16 protein-coding genes are annotated in these 16,858 nt (G+C 71.4%); 9 read left to right on the forward strand and 7 right to left on the reverse strand.

Annotated elements, in window-relative coordinates; translation table 11 throughout:
* The first annotated feature begins 54 nt into the window (after positions 1 to 54).
* Positions 55 to 1,134, forward strand: coding sequence for an SAM-dependent methyltransferase (locus ACIRVH_RS35770; RefSeq protein ID WP_403962377.1), 1,080 nt, complete (start codon positions 55 to 57; stop codon positions 1,132 to 1,134).
* 10 nt (positions 1,135 to 1,144) lie between these two features.
* On the opposite strand, the gene ACIRVH_RS35775 is transcribed toward ACIRVH_RS35770, so the two are convergent.
* Positions 1,145 to 2,293 carry an NADH-quinone oxidoreductase subunit D gene (locus ACIRVH_RS35775; protein WP_403962379.1) on the reverse strand — a complete coding sequence of 383 codons (1,149 nt, stop codon included), beginning with the start codon at positions 2,291 to 2,293 and terminating at the stop codon, positions 1,145 to 1,147.
* A 31-nt stretch (positions 2,294 to 2,324) separates the two neighbouring features.
* Between ACIRVH_RS35775 and ACIRVH_RS35780 the strand changes: the two genes are divergently transcribed.
* On the forward strand, positions 2,325 to 2,828 hold the full coding sequence (locus ACIRVH_RS35780) for a PH domain-containing protein (protein WP_403962383.1): 504 nt from the start codon (positions 2,325 to 2,327) through the stop codon (positions 2,826 to 2,828).
* A complete protein-coding gene (locus tag ACIRVH_RS35785; RefSeq protein ID WP_403962386.1) occupies positions 2,825 to 4,150 on the forward strand; it encodes a PH domain-containing protein in 1,326 nt (441 codons plus the stop codon). Before ACIRVH_RS35780 ends, ACIRVH_RS35785 begins: the two co-directional genes overlap by 4 nt.
* 60 nt (positions 4,151 to 4,210) lie before the next feature.
* Here ACIRVH_RS35785 and ACIRVH_RS35790 read toward each other — a convergent pair whose 3' ends face one another.
* Positions 4,211 to 5,470 carry a hypothetical protein gene (locus ACIRVH_RS35790; RefSeq protein WP_403962389.1) on the reverse strand — a complete coding sequence of 420 codons (1,260 nt, stop codon included), beginning with the start codon at positions 5,468 to 5,470 and terminating at the stop codon, positions 4,211 to 4,213.
* Between the two features lie 97 nt (positions 5,471 to 5,567).
* Positions 5,568 to 6,695 carry an alpha/beta hydrolase gene (locus ACIRVH_RS35795; RefSeq protein ID WP_403962392.1) on the reverse strand — a complete coding sequence of 376 codons (1,128 nt, stop codon included), beginning with the start codon at positions 6,693 to 6,695 and terminating at the stop codon, positions 5,568 to 5,570.
* Positions 6,696 to 6,921: 226 nt separating this feature from the next.
* Between ACIRVH_RS35795 and ACIRVH_RS35800 the strand changes: the two genes are divergently transcribed.
* The 6 genes from ACIRVH_RS35800 to ACIRVH_RS35825 all read left to right on the forward strand — a co-directional run bounded on the left by ACIRVH_RS35800 (position 6,922) and on the right by ACIRVH_RS35825 (position 12,033).
* Positions 6,922 to 8,736: a phosphatidylglycerol lysyltransferase domain-containing protein gene (locus ACIRVH_RS35800; protein WP_403962395.1), complete on the forward strand. Its 1,815-nt coding sequence runs from the start codon at positions 6,922 to 6,924 to the stop codon at positions 8,734 to 8,736.
* 136 nt (positions 8,737 to 8,872) lie between these two features.
* Entirely contained in the window at positions 8,873 to 9,733 is an 861-nt protein-coding gene (gene folP / locus ACIRVH_RS35805; protein ID WP_403962398.1) for a dihydropteroate synthase, read from the forward strand.
* On the forward strand, positions 9,730 to 10,269 hold the full coding sequence (locus ACIRVH_RS35810; RefSeq protein WP_403962400.1) for a nuclear transport factor 2 family protein: 540 nt from the start codon (positions 9,730 to 9,732) through the stop codon (positions 10,267 to 10,269). Before folP ends, ACIRVH_RS35810 begins: the two co-directional genes overlap by 4 nt.
* A gap of 249 nt (positions 10,270 to 10,518) precedes the next feature.
* Entirely contained in the window at positions 10,519 to 10,878 is a 360-nt protein-coding gene (gene folB, locus ACIRVH_RS35815; RefSeq protein WP_403962403.1) for a dihydroneopterin aldolase, read from the forward strand.
* Positions 10,875 to 11,486, forward strand: coding sequence for a 2-amino-4-hydroxy-6-hydroxymethyldihydropteridine diphosphokinase (folK, locus tag ACIRVH_RS35820; RefSeq protein WP_403962406.1), 612 nt, complete (start codon positions 10,875 to 10,877; stop codon positions 11,484 to 11,486). The genes folB and folK overlap by 4 nt, the downstream gene beginning before the upstream one ends.
* Positions 11,487 to 11,544: 58 nt before the next feature.
* A complete protein-coding gene (locus ACIRVH_RS35825) occupies positions 11,545 to 12,033 on the forward strand; it encodes a DUF3180 domain-containing protein (protein ID WP_403962408.1) in 489 nt (162 codons plus the stop codon).
* 31 nt (positions 12,034 to 12,064) lie between these two features.
* Here the strand turns inward: ACIRVH_RS35825 and folE are convergent, their stop codons facing one another.
* The 4 genes from folE to tilS form a co-directional block, all read right to left on the reverse strand.
* Positions 12,065 to 12,670, reverse strand: a complete 606-nt coding sequence (gene folE, locus ACIRVH_RS35830; RefSeq protein ID WP_094218329.1) for a GTP cyclohydrolase I FolE — start codon at positions 12,668 to 12,670, stop codon at positions 12,065 to 12,067.
* A 129-nt stretch (positions 12,671 to 12,799) separates the two neighbouring features.
* Positions 12,800 to 14,839, reverse strand: a complete 2,040-nt coding sequence (ftsH, locus tag ACIRVH_RS35835) for an ATP-dependent zinc metalloprotease FtsH (protein ID WP_403962410.1) — start codon at positions 14,837 to 14,839, stop codon at positions 12,800 to 12,802.
* A 195-nt stretch (positions 14,840 to 15,034) separates the two neighbouring features.
* Complete coding sequence (gene hpt, locus ACIRVH_RS35840) at positions 15,035 to 15,595, reverse strand: hypoxanthine phosphoribosyltransferase (protein WP_403962413.1); 561 nt, start codon at positions 15,593 to 15,595, stop codon at positions 15,035 to 15,037.
* 84 nt (positions 15,596 to 15,679) lie between these two features.
* The gene (gene tilS / locus ACIRVH_RS35845) at positions 15,680 to 16,750 is read right to left on the reverse strand and encodes a tRNA lysidine(34) synthetase TilS (protein WP_403962416.1); all 1,071 of its coding nucleotides are present in this window, start codon (positions 16,748 to 16,750) and stop codon (positions 15,680 to 15,682) included.
* Positions 16,751 to 16,858 lie beyond the last annotated feature (108 nt).

Consider the following 16,858-nt stretch of genomic DNA (forward strand, 5'->3'; position numbering starts at 1 on the left):
ACGCGTACTCCGCAAGGTGGATGCCGTGATCACCTGTGCGCCTAGTCTGTCCCGGTGACGGATGAGGCGACGGCGGAGAGCGTCCGCGAGGGACGCGGCTGGCGGGAGGCGACCCAGGAGGCGCTCTACGGGCCGGGCGGCTTCTACCGGCGGCCCGAGGGCCCGGCCGGTCACTTCCGTACGTCCGTGCACGCGTCCGCGTTGTTCGCGGGCGCCGTGGCGCGGCTGCTGTGCCGGGTCGACGAGGCGCTCGGGCGGCCGCGGACGCTGGACTTCGTCGACATGGGCGCCGGGCGCGGGGAGCTGGTGACCGGCGTACTTGCCGCCCTGCCGGCCGACGTGGCGGCCCGCGCGCGCGGTTGCGCCGTCGAGATCGCGGACCGTCCGGCGGGCCTGGACGACCGGATCACCTGGCGCAGCGAACCCCCGGCGACGATCACCGGGCTGCTGTTCGCCAACGAGTGGCTCGACAACGTGCCCGTGGACGTCGCCGAGGTGGACCCGGCGGGCGTGCCCCGGCTGGTGCTCGTCGCGGCGGACGGCACCGAACGACTCGGGGAGCCGGTGTCGGGCGCGGACGCGCACTGGCTGGCGCGGTGGTGGCCGCTGCCGGGCGAGGAGGGGCTGCGCGCGGAGATCGGGCTGCCCAGGGACCTGGCGTGGGCGGCCGCGGTGGACCGGGTGGTGCGGGGACTTGCGGTTGCCGTGGACTACGTGCACACAGCGGACGCGCGCCCCCCGTTCGGGACGCTCACCGGCTTCCGGGAGGGACGCGAGACGGCGCCCGTGCCGGACGGCTCGTGCGACATCACGGCGCATGTCGCGCTGGACGCGTGTGCGGCGGCAGGCACGTCAGCTCACGCGACGGCTCGCAGGCCTCACGAAACGGCGCACACATCCTCCGGCACAGCGCGCACACTCATCGCCGCACGCCTGCTCACGCAACGCGCCGCCCTGCGCGCCCTGGACCTCACCGGCGCACGCCCCCCGCTCGCGCTGGCCTCGGCAGACCCCGCCGCCTACGTACGCGCCCTGGCGAGTGCCGGCGAGGCCGCCGAACTCACCGCCCCGGCCGGCCTCGGCGACTTCGGCTGGCTGCTCCAGCCGGTTGGAATCCCGGACCCGCTCGCCTAGGGCCGGCGGCTCACTTGTCGATGTCCCCGACCACGAAGAACATCGACCCGAGGATCGCCACCATGTCCGCCACCAGCGTCCCCGGCAGCAGCTCGGTCAGGACCTGGATGTTGTTGTAGGACGCGGAGCGCAGCTTCAGCCGGTACGGGGTCTTCTCGCCCTTGCTGACCAGGTAGTAGCCGTTGATCCCGAGCGGGTTCTCGGTCCAGGCGTACGTGTGCCCCTCCGGCGCCTTCAGCACCTTGGGCAGCCGCTGGTTGATCGGCCCGGGCGGCAGCTCGGCGAACCGGTCCAGGCAGGCGTCGGCGAGGTCGAGCGCGTTATGGGTCTGCTCCAGGAGCACCTCGAAACGGGCAAGACAGTCGCCCTCGCTCCGGGTGACGACCTTCAGCGTGTCCTGGAGGTCGCCGTAGGCCAGGTACGGCTCGTCGCGGCGCAGGTCGAAGTCGACGCCCGAGCCGCGCGCGATGGGCCCGCTCACGCCGTAGGCGTGCACGGTCTCCGGCGTGAGCGCCCCCACGCCCCGCGTACGCCCCCGGAAGATCTCGTTGCCGAGCACCAGGTCGTCGAAGACGTCCATCCGGGAGCGCACGGCGGCGACGGCCGCACGCGCGCGTGCCGTCCAGCCGGCCGGCAGGTCCTCCTTGAGGCCGCCGACGCGGTTGAACATGTAGTGCATGCGCCCGCCGGAGACCTCCTCCATGACGTTCTGGAGCACCTCGCGCTCACGGAACGCGTAGAAGACCGGCGTGATCCCGCCCAGCTCCAGCGGGTACGACCCGAGGAACATCAGGTGGTTCAGCACCCGGTTCAGCTCCGCCAGCAGCGTCCGCGTCCACACCGCACGCTCGGGGACCTCCATGCCGAGCATCCGCTCCACGGCGAGGACCACGCCCAGCTCGTTCGAGAACGCCGACAGCCAGTCGTGGCGGTTGGCGAGCATGATGATCTGCCGGTAGTCGCGCGCCTCGAAAAGCTTCTCCGCGCCCCGGTGCATGTAGCCGATCACCGGCTCCGCGTGCAGGATGCGCTCTCCGTCCAGCACCAGCTTGAGCCGCAGCACGCCGTGCGTGGACGGATGCTGGGGGCCGATGTTGAGCACCATGTCGGTGCTCTCGGCGGCACCGCCGATGCCGACCGTGGTCTCCGTCGCAGTCATGGACCCAGTTTCCCCTACGTACGCTGGCTCCATGGAGACGGGGATCCCCGAGCAGACCGGGGTATCGGGGGAAGAGCCGGTGTGGCGGGGGCTGCCGCCCGGCCTGCTGCGCATGCGCCGACTGCTGCTGGCGGTGTGGACGGGCGTGCTCGCCCTCGTGGCGGGGCTGCTGCCCGGCCTGCTCGCCGGCTGGACGTGGGCCGCCCTCGCGCTGCTCCCACTGGCCCTGGGCGCGTGGGGCTGGCTACTGCTGGGCCGCAACTGGCGCTCCTGGCGGTACGCCGAGCGCGCCGACGACCTGCTGATCAGCCGCGGTGTCCTGTGGCGCGAGGAGACCGTGGTGCCGTACGGGCGGATGCAACTGGTGGAGGTCACCTCGGGGCCCGTGGAGCGCTCCTTCGGGCTGGCCAGCGTGCAGCTGCACACCGCCGCCGCGGCGACCGACGCGACCATCCCGGGTCTGGACCCGGCCGAGGCGGAGCGGCTGCGCGACCGGCTCACCGAGCTCGGCGAGGCCCGATCGGCGGGCCTGTGACCACGCCTGACCTCGACGACGTGGCGGCACGCCCGTCCCTGGCCGAGCGGCGGCTGCACCCCGTCACGCCCTTCCGGCGGGCCTGGGCGCCGGTCGCCGTACTCGCCGGCTGGGCCGGGCACGACCCGAGCGGCGCGCAGGAGCAGCTTCAGCGGCTGACCTCCACGATGCTGCTCGTCGGGCTCGCCGTGCTGGTCCCGGCCGCCGGCCTCTACGGCTTCCTGTCCTGGTGGTTCACACACTTCGCGGTCACCGACAGCGAACTGCGCATCCGTACCGGGCTGCTGTTCCGGCGCACCGCGCACATCCGGCTGGAGCGCATCCAGGCGATCGACGTGACGCGTCCGCTCCTCGCGCGCGTGGCGGGTGTCGCCAAGCTGCGCATCGACGTCGTCGGGGCCGACAAGAAGGACGAACTCGCCTTCCTGGGCGAGCAGGAGGCGCGCGCCCTGCGCGCGGAGCTGCTCGCGCGCGCCGCGGGTTTCGCGCCCGAGACGGCGCGCGAAGTCGGCGAGGCACCGGCGCACGAGCTGCTGCGGGTGCCTCCGCGCGAGCTGGCGCTCTCCCTCGTGCTGACGGGCGCCGCCTGGGGCTCGCTGGCCGCAGCCCTCGTCGTACCGCCCGTGCTGTGGCTCGCCACCCACAGTGTGTGGACGGTCCTCGCCGCCGCCCTGCCGCTGCTCGGTACGGCGGGCGCGAGCAGCGCGGGGCGGTTCGTCGCCGAGTACGACTGGACGGTGGGCGAGTCCCCGGACGGGCTGCGCATCGACCACGGGCTGCTCGACCGCGCGCACGAGACCGTGCCCCCGGGACGGGTGCAGACCGTGCGGATCGTGGAACCGCTGCTGTGGCGACGGCGGGGCTGGGTGCGGGTGGAGCTGGACGTGGCCGGGTCCGACAACTCCGTGCTGGTGCCGGTCGCCCCGCGCGCGGTGGCCGAGTCGGTCATAGCGCGCATACTGCCCGGCGTGACCGTACCGGAGTCGCTGTCCCGACCGCCCCGGCGGGCCGGTCGGTGCGTGCCGGTGTGGTGGCGCGGGCACGGCCTCGCGGTCACCGAAGCGGTGTTCGCCGCCCGGCACGGCCTGCTGCGCCGCCGCCTGTCGCTGGTCCCGCACGCCAAGGTGCAGAGCGTACGCCTCACCCAGGGGCCCTGGGAGCGGCTGTGGCGGCTCGCCGACGTCCATGTGGACACCGGGGCCGACAAGACCGTCACGGCCCGTCTGCGGGACGCCGAGGAGGCCGCGCTGCTGCTGCGCGCCCAGGCGGAGCGGTCCCGCACCGGCCGCAGGGACGCCCGCCCCGACCGCTGGATGGCGTGAGCCCGGCCCACCCCTCTCGGGTGGACCGGGCTCGGTGCCTGGTGGGTGCCTGACGGAGTCTCAGGAAGCGGCGGTGCGCAGCCCCTGGAGGTCGATCTGCTCCGTCTCGTCGTGCGCGGTCAGGTCGATGACCTGACCGATGCCGCGCGACTCCGCGTCGGCGGGCTTGAACTCGGCCTCCGCCTCGGCCTTGTGCAGCGCGAGGGCCTCCTGGCCGACGACGTCGGCGAGATCCTCGTTCTGCACGGACTCCAGCGCGGCGGACGCCGACTGCTTCTGGGTGCCGAAGAAGTCGAACCCGCCCTCGATCGCCGGGCGCCGCACGGGCGCGGCCGGTACGACGGCTACCGCGGTCGGCACCGTGAAGTGACCGGCGGGCTGCTGCCCCGCGGGCTTGGCGGGCTGGTCCGGTGTCGTCGAGGTGGCGGCCGCGGGCTCGTGTCCGCCGACCGCCTCGGGCTTCCCCTGCGCCTCGCCCTCCGTGACGGCCTCCTGCGCGGACTCCTTGCGCGCACCGTCACCCGGGGCCTCGGCGGACCCGGCCGCCTTCGGCTCGGCCGTGACGGGCGAGGGCCTGACCGGCTCGGGTTCGGCGGACCCGGGCGCGACGGACTCGGCCGCGACGGACTCGGCCTGGGCAACCGCGACCTCGGCGGACTCGACCTCGGCCTCGGCCGGCGCCCCGTCACGGTCCAGCCGGGACAGCGCCACCGCGGCCTTCAGGAACAGCTGAGCACCCTCGGCGGAGAACGCCGGGCCGGCCTTCGGCTTCTCCTCGGCGGCCTCGACCGTCTCGGCCTCGGACTCGGCGGCCTCGGGCTCGGCGCTGCGCGCGGGCGGCAGCGCGGGCGGGCCGGACGGCTCGGCCGTCTCGATCTCCAGCAGCCGGCGCCCCTCCAGGGCGCTGGCGCGCTCGGTCTCCGCCGTGGCGTAGCGGCGCAGCAGGGCCGCGTGCTCGTTGCGCAGCCCGGCCAGCTCCGCACGCTTGGCGCGCAGCCGCTGCTCGAGCTTGGTGCGCAGCTCGCGCGACTCCTCCAGGTCGGTCTCCAGTTCGGCGACCCGTTCGTCGTAGCGCCACTCGTCGCTGACACGCGCGCGCGAGAGGTCGGCGACCTGCTTGCCCGCCTGGGAGTCCCAGCGGCGCATCACGACGGCGCCCGCGACAGCGGTCGCCGCGGCGGCTGCCGCCAGCGTGCGCAACACCGTGACCTCGGAGAACACCCAGGGACCCAGCGCGCAGACGACGGACACGCCGGCGATCGCCGACGGAGGCAACAGCCGGTGCAGAGGTGGTGAATGGCGGTGGCGTCCACGTGGCATGGCCAGAAACTTACCGCGCGTAGGCGATTCGCGGACCCCCGCCCCGCAAAAACACCGCCACACCATGAGCTTTCCCGGGTAACGGGCACCCGGCGGCTCAGCGGTCGCTCAGCCGCCCGCTGAGCCACTGCAGCGTCGGAGGGATCTCCCGGCGCCAGGTGTTGAAGTTGTGCCCGCCGCTGTCCAGGATGATCGACGAGATCCGGGTCAGGTTCGTGGCCTGCACATCCCCTATGAACTTGAGGGTGTCCTTGTAGTTGTGTTCGCCGATCCTGCTGCTGGTGACGAGCAGCGAGGTGTCGGGCGCGGGCTCGTGCTTGAGGAGCCACCACAGGTCGGCACGATTCTGCAGTTTCGTGTCGCCCTTGAAGAGGTCACCGGTCGTGGGGTCGATCGGCGCCTTGTAGTAGGGCGAGAGGCCGGCGGCGGCCGCGTAGACGCTCGGATGGTGCATGGCGAGCTTCAGCGCGCAGTAACCGCCGGTGGAGTCGCCGACGATGCCCCAGCTGCCGGGCCGCTTGCCCACCCGGTAGTGCGCGAGTACGGCCTCGGGCAGGTCCTGGGCGAAGAAGGTCTCGCTCTGTGGCCCGCCAGGGATGTCCACGCACTCGGTGTCGCGCGGCGGCGCCACGGTCGGCCGCAGCATCACCAGGATCATCGGCTGCATCCGCCCGTCCTTGGCCAGCTCCTGCGCCGTACGCGGGTAGTGCAGTTTGTCCACCAGCGCCTGCGCCGTACCGGGGTAGCCGGTCAGTACGACGGCCGCCGGGAACGTACGCGTGCGGTACTGCGGCTGGAAGTACTCGGGCGGCAGATAGACGTACGCCGGTGTGGCGATGTGGGTCTTGCGGCCCACGATGCCCACCTTCTGGATCTGCCCGGTCGTCTGCGGCCGTGATCCGTTGACGCCCTTGACCAGGGAGGTGGAGACCACCTGCAGCGGGCCGCCCGTACCGGGGTTGGCCGAGTGGTCGACGACTATGCCCTGGTCGGTCTCCTGGCCGAACAGGTCCGCCCAGCTGGCGTAGAACCCGAAGGCCTGGTTGGCGGCGATCCCGAGGGAGCCGACGAGGACCAGTTGTGTGACAAGGAGCAGACCGACGCGCCCGATGACGGCCCGCCAGTTCTGCCGGGCGAGCCGCGGCCACACCCACACCGTGGCGATGAACAGCACCGCGGCGAGCACGACCGCAAGCGCCAGCACCTTGTTGCTCGTGAGACCCATGGGCTCTTCCTGCCTGCGCTTTCCGCCCGTGGCCCACCCAGCATCGTTGCAAGGGCTTGCCCGGGGCTTTCCTTGGCCTTTGACCCGACTTTCCGGAGGGGAGTGAACCTCTCTCCCCGAGACACCGTCCTAGAGGGCGCAATGTCGCCGGATGCCCCGATCGGCACCGGGTTCAAGGTCTCTCGCAGAACTACGGGATGCGATGTCTGTCAGGATAGATGGGGAAATGTCGGGCGAGGTTCCGAGCCGATCAAGCCGGGCGCGGCGCATACTGCGCGGCCCGCGCCCCGAGGCCGTTCCCGCTCTGGTCGCCAAGGCGTGCGCCCTCGTGGGCGTGGTGGACATTGCCGCGGGCGTGTTCCCGCGCTTCCGTCACAGTCGTATGCACGCCCTGGCCGAGGTACTGCCCGGCTCCTTCGGGCCCTTCGCGGCGGCTCTCTCGCTCAGCGCGGGCGTGCTGCTGCTCCTGCTCGCACACGGACTCAAGCGCCGCAAGCGCCGGGCGTGGCGCGCCGCGGTCGCGCTCCTGCCCGCAGGTGCTGCCGCCGAGTTCGTGTACCGGCACTCGGTCATCGGCATGCTCATCTCGATGGCGATCCTGATTCCGCTGCTGCGCCACCGCGACGAGTTCGCGGCCCTGCCCGACCCGCGCAGCCGCTGGCGCGCACTCGCCAACTTCGTCCTGATGGCCGCCGGTTCCCTCGCCCTCGGCCTGGTCATCGTCAGCGTCCATCCGCACCGGATGGTCGGCGACCCGAGCCTCGCCGACCGCCTGACGCACGTCGTCTACGGCCTGTTCGGCTTCGAGGGGCCGCTGGACTACGACGGCAACACCTCCTGGACGGTCGCCTTCTCCCTCGGCGCCCTCGGCTGGCTGACCGCGGTCACCACCATCTACTTCGCCTTCCGCCCCGAGCACCCGGCCGCCCGCCTCACCGAGGACGACGAGGCCCGGCTGCGCGTGCTGCTGGACAAGCACGGCGGCCGCGACTCCCTCGGTCACTTCGCGCTGCGCCGCGACAAGGCGGTCGTCTTCTCGCCCAGCGGCAAGGCGGCGGTCACCTACCGCGTGGTCTCCGGCGTGATGCTCGCCAGCGGCGACCCGATCGGCGACGTCGAGGCCTGGCCCGGCGCCATCGAACGCTTCATGGACGAGGCCAAGGCGCACTCCTGGACCCCGGCCGTCATGGGCTGCTCGGAGACGGGCGGCGAGGTGTGGACCCGCGAGACCGGCCTGGACGCCCTGGAGCTGGGCGACGAGGCGGTGGTCGACGTGGCGGATTTCTCACTCGCCGGACGCGCGATGCGCAACGTGCGCCAGATGGTCAAGCGCATCGAGCGGGCCGGCTACGAAACCCGGGTACGGCGTATCCGTGACCTCGGCGAGGCCGAGCTGGAGCGCATCCGCCGGGCGGCGGAGGACTGGCGCGGCACCGACACCGAGCGCGGCTTCTCCATGGCGCTCGGCCGCATCGGCGACCCCACCGACGGCGACTGCCTGATCGCCACCGCCCACAAGACCGACGACGAGCCCGGCGAGTACGGCGACCTGAAGGCGATCCTGCACTTCGTGCCCTGGGGAACCGACGGTGTCTCCCTGGACCTGATGCGCCGCGACCGCACCGCCGACCCCGGCATGAACGAGCTGCTGATCGCCGCCGCCCTGCAGGCCGCCCCCAAGTTCGGCATCACCCGGGTCTCGCTGAACTTCGCGATGTTCCGCTCCGCCCTCGCGCGCGGGGAGAAGATCGGCGCGGGCCCGGTGCTGCGCGCCTGGCGCGGACTGCTGGTGTTCCTCTCCCGCTGGTTCCAGATCGAGTCGCTGTACAAGTTCAACGCCAAGTTCCAGCCCCGCTGGGAGCCGCGCTTCGTCGTCTACCGCGCCTCCGCCGACCTGCCCCGCATCGGCTTCGCCGCCATGCAGGCGGAGGGCTTCGTCGACCTGGCCCTGCCGCTCCCGCGCTTCCTGCGCCGGCGCCGGGCGGCCGCCGAGCGCCCCTGCGCGCACGCCGTGGCGGAACGCGACGTCCGAGCCGCCTGACCCCGGCCGCCTGCCGCGCGCAGAGCACAGCCCGGCCCCTGACCGGCCCGGGCGGAAGCCCCACCCCCTCCAGCACGGGAGCTTCCGCCCGGGCCGCGGCGCGTGGGCGGCGCCCCCCTGGGCCTACGCTGAACGTATGAACAACCTCAGCGGGCGCGGCCGAGTGGCAGGCCTTCCGGCATGGGACCGGTGCGCGGTCATGGGGGTCGTGAACGTGACCCCCGATTCCTTCTCCGACGGCGGCCGCTGGTTCGACACGACCGTCGCCGTCAAGCACGGCCTGGACCTGGTCGCCGAGGGCGCTGACCTGGTCGACGTCGGCGGCGAGTCCACCCGCCCCGGCGCCACCCGCGTCGACGAGGCCGAGGAACTCAGGCGCGTCATCCCCGTCGTCCGCGGCCTCGCCTCCGAAGGCGTGGCCGTCTCCGTCGACACCATGCGCGCCTCCGTCGCCGAACAGGCCCTCGCCGCCGGCGCCACCCTCGTCAACGACGTCAGCGGCGGCCTCGCCGACCCCGCGATGATCCCCGTGGTCGCGGCCACGGGCGCCCCCTTCGTCGTCATGCACTGGCGCGGCTTCCTGCAGGGCGGCAACGTCCAGGGCGCGTACAAGGACGTCGTCGCCGAAGTCGTGGACGAACTGCAGGCGCGCGTGGAGGCCGTTCTCGAGGGCGGCATCGCCCCCGACCGCATCGTCGTGGACCCCGGCCTCGGCTTCTCCAAGCAGGCCGACCACGACCTCACCCTGCTCGCCCACCTCGACCGCCTGCACGCCCTGGGCCACCCCCTGCTCGTCGCCGCCTCCCGCAAGCGGTTCCTCGGCCGCGTCCTCGCCGGACCGGAGGGCGCACCCCCGCCGGCCCGCGAGCGAGACGCCGCCACGGCCGCCGTCTCGGCGCTCGCGGCGCACGCCGGGGCATGGGCGGTGCGCGTGCACGAGGTACGCGCCACCGCGGACGCGGTGCGGGTCGCGCGCGCCGTTGAAGGAGCCCGGTGAGCGCCCCCCACACCGACGTCGAACAGGTGGAGGCCGCCAACACCGCCTTCTACGAGGCGATGGAGCGCGGTGACTTCGAGGAGCTGTCCTCGCTCTGGCTCACACCCGCCGACCTGGGCGTCGACGAGGAGTACCACGACCCGGCGGACACCGGCGTGATCTCCTGCGTCCACCCCGGCTGGCCGGTGCTCACCGGCCGCTCCGAGGTCCTCAGGTCGTACGCGCTGATCATGGCGAACACCGACTACATCCAGTTCTTCCTCACCGACGTGCACGTCTCCGTGACCGGCAACACCGCCCTCGTGACCTGCACCGAGAACATCCTCAGCGGCGGCCCCGCCCCGGAGGACGGCGCGGAGCTCGGCCCCCTGGTCGGCCAGCTCGTCGTCGCCACGAACGTGTTCCGGCGCACCCTCACCGGCTGGAAACTCTGGTCGCACCACGCCTCCCCCGTGCTGGCCGAATCCGACGAGGAAGAGGAGAACGGTCAGAACGAAGCAAACGGCGATAGTTCGGGTGACAACCCCCTCGCCTGACCGGGTACGAGCCCCACAAGGACCAAGAAGTGGTTGGAATCACCTACCCGGGGGTATGTGCGGCTACCAGCCCATGACGCGGCCGGGTTCCCCGGGGGAAACACACGGTGAAGCCTCCGGGTCGCCGCCGGGGCACACGCCCCCGTCACCCGGATGTGTCAGCGCCCGCAGGTAGATTCGTCAGAGGCCGGTGTGCCGCCCGCACGCGACACCGCCCGGCCGTTCCCGACGATTGCAGGAGTGATTCGCGTGGATCGTGTCGCGCTGCGCGGCCTGAAGGCCCGCGGGCACCACGGTGTGTTCCCCAAGGAGCGCGAGGAGGGCCAGACCTTCATCGTGGACCTCGTCCTTGGCCTGGACACCCGACCCGCCGCCGCCGACGACGACCTGGCGAAGACCGTCCACTACGGCATCGTGGCCGAAGAGGTCGTGGCCGTGGTCGAGGGCGAACCGGTGAACCTCATCGAAACCCTCGCCGAGCGGATCGCCCAGACCTGCCTGAAGCACGAAGGGGTCCAGGAGGCCGAGGTCTGTGTCCACAAGCCGGACGCCCCGATCACCGTCCCGTTCGACGACGTGACCGTCACCATCACCCGGAGCCGAGTATGACCCGACCTTTCGCCCAGGGTCACAGCGACCCGACCGTCCAGCCGGTGCCCGCCTCGGTCGTCGAGCAGGTGGACGCCGCCGACACGACACTGAGCAATCCGAAATGGGCCGTGATCTCCATCGGCTCCAACCTCGGCAACCGCCTGGAGACCCTCCAGGGAGCCGTCGACGCCCTGGAGGACACCCCCGGCGTCCGTGTGAAGGCCGTGTCGCCGGTCTACGAGACGGAGCCGTGGGGCGTCGAGCCCGGCAGCCAGCCGTCCTACTACAACGCCGTCGTCGTCCTGAAGACCACCCTGCCCCCGTCCTCCCTGCTGGAGCGGGCCCACGCCGTCGAGGAGGCCTTCAACCGGGTCCGCGACGAGCGCTGGGGACCGCGCACCCTGGACGTCGACATCGTCGCCTACGCGGACGTCACCTCCGACGACCCGCAGCTCACCCTCCCGCACCCGCGCGCCCACGAACGCGCCTTCGTGCTCGCCCCCTGGCACGACATCGACCCGCAGGCGCTGCTGCCCGGCCGGGGCACGGTGGCCGAACTGCTGTCGGCCGTCACCCTCAACGGCATCGAGGCGCGCGCGGACCTGGAACTCCGACTGCCCGAGTAGTCGTTAAGGTCAAGACGACCACAGTCCGGGACCGGTCCGGGGGAGCTGAAGGGACACCGTGAGAGAGCTGCGCATCAGGGTGCTGGCCGGCGTGTTCGTCGTGGCCGGCGTCCTGTCCTGGGCGGGCGCCCGCCTCTGGAACTCGATCGGGACACTCCCCAGCGTCCCCCTGGCCGCCCCCATCGTCCTCGCACTGATCGCGGTGGTCCTGCTCGCCACCGCGCTCTCGCTGCGCGCCCGCCTCAAGGCCCAGCGCGAACGCCGGCCCGGCGCCAAGGGCGTCGACCCCCTGATGGCCGCCCGAGCGGTCGTCTTCGGCCAGGCCAGCGCCCTGGTGGCCGCCCTGGTCGCCGGCATGTACGGCGGCACGGGCGTCTTCCTCCTGGAGCTCCTGGACATCCCCGCCCGCCGCGACCAGGCCCTCTACGCCGGTCTCTCGGTCCTGGCCGGCATCGGCGTGATAGCGGCGGCCATGTTCCTGGAGCGGGTCTGCAAGCTCCCCGAGGACGAGGACCACAACCACGCGGGCGCGGAGCCGGCGGCCTGACCACCGGCTCCGGTCGTGCGGTGGGGGCCGGTCAGCGCGCCATGATGAGGCTCATCGCCTCGTTCCGCGTCGCCGCGTCGCGCAGCTGACCGCGCACCGCCGAGGTGATCGTCTTCGCGCCCGGCTTGCGGATGCCCCGCATCGACATGCACATGTGCTCGCACTCGACGACCACGATCACGCCGCGCGGCTCCAGGATCTCCATCAGGGAGTCCGCTATCTGCGTGGTGAGCCGTTCCTGCACCTGCGGGCGCCGGGCGTAGACGTCCACGAGCCGGGCCAGCTTGGACAGACCGGTGATCTTCCCGGTCACGGACGGGATGTAGCCGACGTGGGCGACGCCCCGGAACGGCACCAGATGATGCTCACAGGTGCTGTAGACCTCGATGTCCTTCACCAGCACCATCTCGTCGTGCCCCAGGTCGAACGTCGTGGTCAGGACGTCCTCGGGCTTCTGCCACAGGCCCGCGAAGATCTCCTTGTACGCCCGCGCCACCCGCGCCGGCGTCTCCCTGAGGCCCTCACGATCCGGATCCTCACCGACCGCGATCAGCAGTTCCCGTACGGCGTTCTCGGCGCGCTTCTCGTCGAACTCGCCGATGGTGCCCTCACCGTCCAGGGTCACGGGGTCGGTCATCTGGTTCCTCGTTCCTGTGCTGTCACGCGTGCGTCCACGCGCTCTGTCTGCGGACATACGAAATGCCGCGCCCCCCAGGCTAGAACCTGGGGGCCGCGGCATTCATTCCGGCCTGGTGGCTGAAAGTGTTCAGCTCTCGGGGCGGTCTTCCGGGGTCTTGTCCGTCACCGGGGCGGACTCCGACGCCGTCGACTTGGCCGTGCTGATCGCCGCCGTCGATCCGTTCGCCCCGTTGGTCAGTGCCAGCTCCTTCGGGGAGAGCACCGGCGGGCGGGTGGACGGGGTGCGACGGGACGAGCCGGTCCACGCGGGCCGCGGCGGGCGCTTGTGGATCGGGGCGAAGATCTCGGCGATCTCCTCCTTGCCCAGGGTCTCCTTCTCCAGCAGGTGGAGGACGAGCTGGTCGAGCACGTCACGGTTCTCGACCAGGATCTCCCAGGCCTCGTTGTGAGCGGTCTCGATGAGCTTCTTGACCTCTTCGTCGACCAGCGCGGCGACCTCTTCCGAGTAGTCGCGCTGGTGAGCCATCTCACGTCCGAGGAAGGGCTCGCTGTTGTCGCCGCCGAACTTGATCGCGCCGAGCCGCTCGGTCATGCCGTACTGCGTGACCATCGCGCGGGCCAGGTTGGTGGCCTTCTCGATGTCGTTGGCGGCGCCGGTGGTCGGGTCGTGGAAGACCAGTTCCTCGGCCGCGCGACCGCCCAGCATGTACGCCAGCTGGTCGAGCATCTCGTTGCGAGTGGTCGAGTACTTGTCCTCGTCCGGGAGCACCATCGTGTAGCCGAGGGCGCGGCCGCGGGAGAGGATCGTGATCTTGTGGACCGGGTCGGAGTTCGGCGAGGCCGCCGCGACCAGGGCGTGGCCGCCCTCGTGGTACGCGGTGATCTTCTTCTCCTTGTCCGACATGATCCGGGTCCGCTTCTGCGGGCCCGCGACCACGCGGTCGATCGCCTCGTCCAGCGCCTTGTTGTCGATCAGCTTCTGGTCGCTGCGGGCGGTGAGCAGCGCGGCCTCGTTCAGGACGTTCGCGAGGTCGGCACCGGTCATGCCGGGGGTGCGGCGGGCGACGGCGGCCAGGTCGACGTCGGGCGCGACCGGCTTGCCCTTCTGGTGAACCTTGAGGATCTCCATGCGGCCCTGCAGGTCCGGCGGGTCGACCGCGATCTGGCGGTCGAAGCGGCCGGGACGGAGCAGAGCCGGGTCGAGGATGTCGGGCCGGTTCGTCGCGGCGATGAGGATCACGCCGCCCTTGACGTCGAAGCCGTCCATCTCGACGAGCAGCTGGTTCAGGGTCTGCTCGCGCTCGTCGTGACCGCCGCCGAGGCCGGCGCCGCGGTGGCGGCCGACCGCGTCGATCTCGTCGACGAAGACGATCGCCGGGGCGTTCGCCTTGGCCTGCTCGAAGAGGTCACGGACTCGGGAGGCACCGACACCGACGAACATCTCGACGAAGTCGGAACCGGAGATCGAGTAGAAGGGCACCCCGGCCTCGCCGGCCACGGCGCGCGCGAGGAGCGTCTTGCCGGTACCGGGACGGCCGTAGAGGAGCACGCCCTTGGGGATCTTGGCGCCGACGGCCTGGAACTTGGCCGGCTCCTGGAGGAACTCCTTGATCTCGTGGAGCTCCTCGACGGCCTCGTCGCAGCCCGCGACGTCGGAGAAGGTCGTCTTCGGGGTGTCCTTGGTGATGAGCTTGGCCTTGGACTTGCCGAAGTTCATGACCCGGGAGCCGCCGCCCTGCATCTGATTCATCAGGAACAGGAAGACGACCACGATCAGGACGAAGGGCAGCAGGGAGAGCAGGACGCCGACGAACGGGTTCTGCTTGGACGGCGAGACCGTGTAGCCGTCCGGGATCTGCTTGTCCTGGTACTTGTTCTGCAGTGTGGCGGCGATGGCCACGCCCTGGTCGCCGATGTAGCTCGCCTGGATCTTCGAGCTGTCCTCGACCTTCTGGCCGTCCTTGAGGGTGACCTTGATGGTCTGCTCGTCACCGGTGGTGAGCTTGGCCGACTCGACCTTGTTCTCGTTGATCGCCGCCACGACCTGGCCGGTGTCCACCGTCTTGTAGCCGCCGGACGAGCCGACGACCTGCATCAACACGACCACGGCAAGGACGGCCAGCACGATCCACATGACCGGCCCACGGAAGTATCGCTTCACGTCCATCCATACGGAGCGGTGTCGCCCCGTCCCTCCTGCCATAGTGAGTTTGATAAGACAGTTCTTCTGACGGTACCCCAGCATTGTTGTCCGAAGCCGCACGGAGTGGCATGGACGGCTGTCATTCCCGTCTCTGCTTCCTCCAACGGCGCGAAACCCGCTGGGGTTCCCGATCGTCTTACAGGGACTGGCCCGATTGGCTCAGCCGCCGTAGACGTGAGGCGCGAGCGTACCGACGAACGGCAGGTTGCGGTACTTCTCGGCGTAGTCGAGGCCGTATCCCACGACGAACTCGTTGGGGATGTCGAAGCCGACCCATTCCACGTCGATGGCGACCTTGGCGGCGTCCGGCTTGCGCAGCAGCGTGCACACCTTGAGGGACTCGGGCTCGCGGGAGCCGAGGTTGGACAGCAGCCAGGACAGGGTCAGTCCGGAGTCGATGATGTCCTCGACGATCAGGACGTGCCTGCCCTTGATGTCGGTGTCCAGGTCCTTGAGGATCCGCACGACACCGGAGGACTGGGTGCCCGCGCCGTAGGACGACACGGCCATCCAGTCCATGGTGACGGGGGTGGACAGCGCCCGGGCCAGGTCGGCCATGACCATGACGGCGCCCTTGAGCACGCCGACGATGAGCAGGTCCTTGCCCGCGTACTCCGCGTCGATCTTCGCGGCCAGCTCGGCCAGCTTCGCGTCGATCTCTTCCTTGGTGATGAGTACCTGCTTGAGGTCGGCACCCATGTCTTTCGCGTCCACCCGCATCACTTTCGGTCGTCCCGCACTTACGGCCGCTCTTACGGCCACCGGCTGTCCGGCCCGCCGGAGGGTCGCTCCGGAGGTCGGGATTCAGCCTTGCCGAATCACCAGTCTGCCACCCTGACGCTGGGCGACGACCTTGCCGGGGAGATTGATGGCTCCCTGGCCCCGCCAGCCGGTGATCAGCCGGTCGACTTCCTCGATGTGGCGGGCGAAGAGGGAGCCGGCCGGGGCGCCGGCCTCGATGGCGGCGCGGCGCAGGATGCGGCGGCGTACGGCGGGCGGGAGGGCGTAGAGCTTGGCGCACTCCAGGAGGCCCGTGGCGTCGCGTACGGACGCCTCGGCCTGGGAGGCCCAGGAGTCGAGGGCGTCGGCGTCGTCGCGGGAGAGCTGGGCGGTGCGGGCGAGGGCTTCCACGACGCCTTTGCCGAGGGCCTTCTCCAGGGCGGGCAGACCTTCGTGCCGGAGCCGGGAGCGGGTGTAGGCGGGGTCGGCGTTGTGCGGGTCGTCCCAGACGGGCAGGGACTGGACCATGCAGGCCTTGCGGGCGGTCTGCCGGTCGATGTGCAGGAAGGGGCGCCGGTAACGGCCGTCGGCCCCCGAGACCGCGGCCATTCCGGACAGGGAGCGGATGCCGGAGCCGCGGGCGAGGCCGAGCAGGACGGTTTCGGCCTGGTCGTCGCGGGTGTGGCCGAGCAGGACCGCGGCGGCGCCGTGTCGTTCGGCCGCGGCGTCGAGGGCGGCGTAGCGGGCGTCTCGGGCGGCGGCCTCGGGGCCGCCCTCGCGGCCGACCGTCACGGCGATGGACTCGGCGGGTTCGAGGCCGAGTTCGCGCAGCCTGAGGACGACCTCGTCGGCCCGGAGGTCGGAGCCGGGCTGGAGGCCGTGGTCCACGGTGATGCCGCCGGCGCGGATGCCGAGCTTGGGGGCCTCGAAGGCGAGGGCCGAGGCGAGCGCCATGGAGTCGGCGCCGCCGGAGCACGCGACCAGCACGAGCGGGGAGGGGGTGCGCTCGTTCCGGCTCGGTTCGCGGGCTTCCACGGTGGCAGCCGTTGCGGCTGTCATCGCTGCTTCGGTGATGCGGCTGTGGTCGATGAGGAGGTCGTGGAGGACGCGGCGGACCGCCAGGCGTATCGCCGCGACCGCAGGATGGGGACCCATGTCCGGTTCCCTTCATGAAGTTTTCGGGGGGTGAGCCCGAGGTCGGTCACTCAGAGTGTGTAGATGGTGACAGAAGCGGGCCGTTCCCCGAGCATTGCACGCCTACCC

It is taken from the genome of Streptomyces sp. NPDC101165 (assembly GCF_044768135.1).
Taxonomy (GTDB): Bacteria; Actinomycetota; Actinomycetes; order Streptomycetales; family Streptomycetaceae; genus Streptomyces.

Excerpts from the sequence above, each read along its gene's own strand:
- folK (WP_403962406.1), top strand. The coding sequence starts at position 10,875 with ATGACCCGACCTTTCGCCCAGGGTCACAGCGACCCGACCGTCCAGCCG.
- hpt (WP_403962413.1), bottom strand. The coding sequence starts at position 15,595 with ATGCGGGTGGACGCGAAAGACATGGGTGCCGACCTCAAGCAGGTACTC.
- tilS (WP_403962416.1), bottom strand. The coding sequence starts at position 16,750 with ATGGGTCCCCATCCTGCGGTCGCGGCGATACGCCTGGCGGTCCGCCGC.
- ACIRVH_RS35795 (WP_403962392.1), bottom strand. The coding sequence starts at position 6,695 with ATGGGTCTCACGAGCAACAAGGTGCTGGCGCTTGCGGTCGTGCTCGCC.
- folP (WP_403962398.1), top strand. The coding sequence starts at position 8,873 with ATGAACAACCTCAGCGGGCGCGGCCGAGTGGCAGGCCTTCCGGCATGG.
- folE (WP_094218329.1), bottom strand. The coding sequence starts at position 12,670 with ATGACCGACCCCGTGACCCTGGACGGTGAGGGCACCATCGGCGAGTTC.
- ACIRVH_RS35780 (WP_403962383.1), top strand. The coding sequence starts at position 2,325 with ATGGAGACGGGGATCCCCGAGCAGACCGGGGTATCGGGGGAAGAGCCG.
- ACIRVH_RS35775 (WP_403962379.1), bottom strand. The coding sequence starts at position 2,293 with ATGACTGCGACGGAGACCACGGTCGGCATCGGCGGTGCCGCCGAGAGC.
- ftsH (WP_403962410.1), bottom strand. The coding sequence starts at position 14,839 with ATGGACGTGAAGCGATACTTCCGTGGGCCGGTCATGTGGATCGTGCTG.
- ACIRVH_RS35800 (WP_403962395.1), top strand. The coding sequence starts at position 6,922 with ATGTCGGGCGAGGTTCCGAGCCGATCAAGCCGGGCGCGGCGCATACTG.
- ACIRVH_RS35790 (WP_403962389.1), bottom strand. The coding sequence starts at position 5,470 with ATGCCACGTGGACGCCACCGCCATTCACCACCTCTGCACCGGCTGTTG.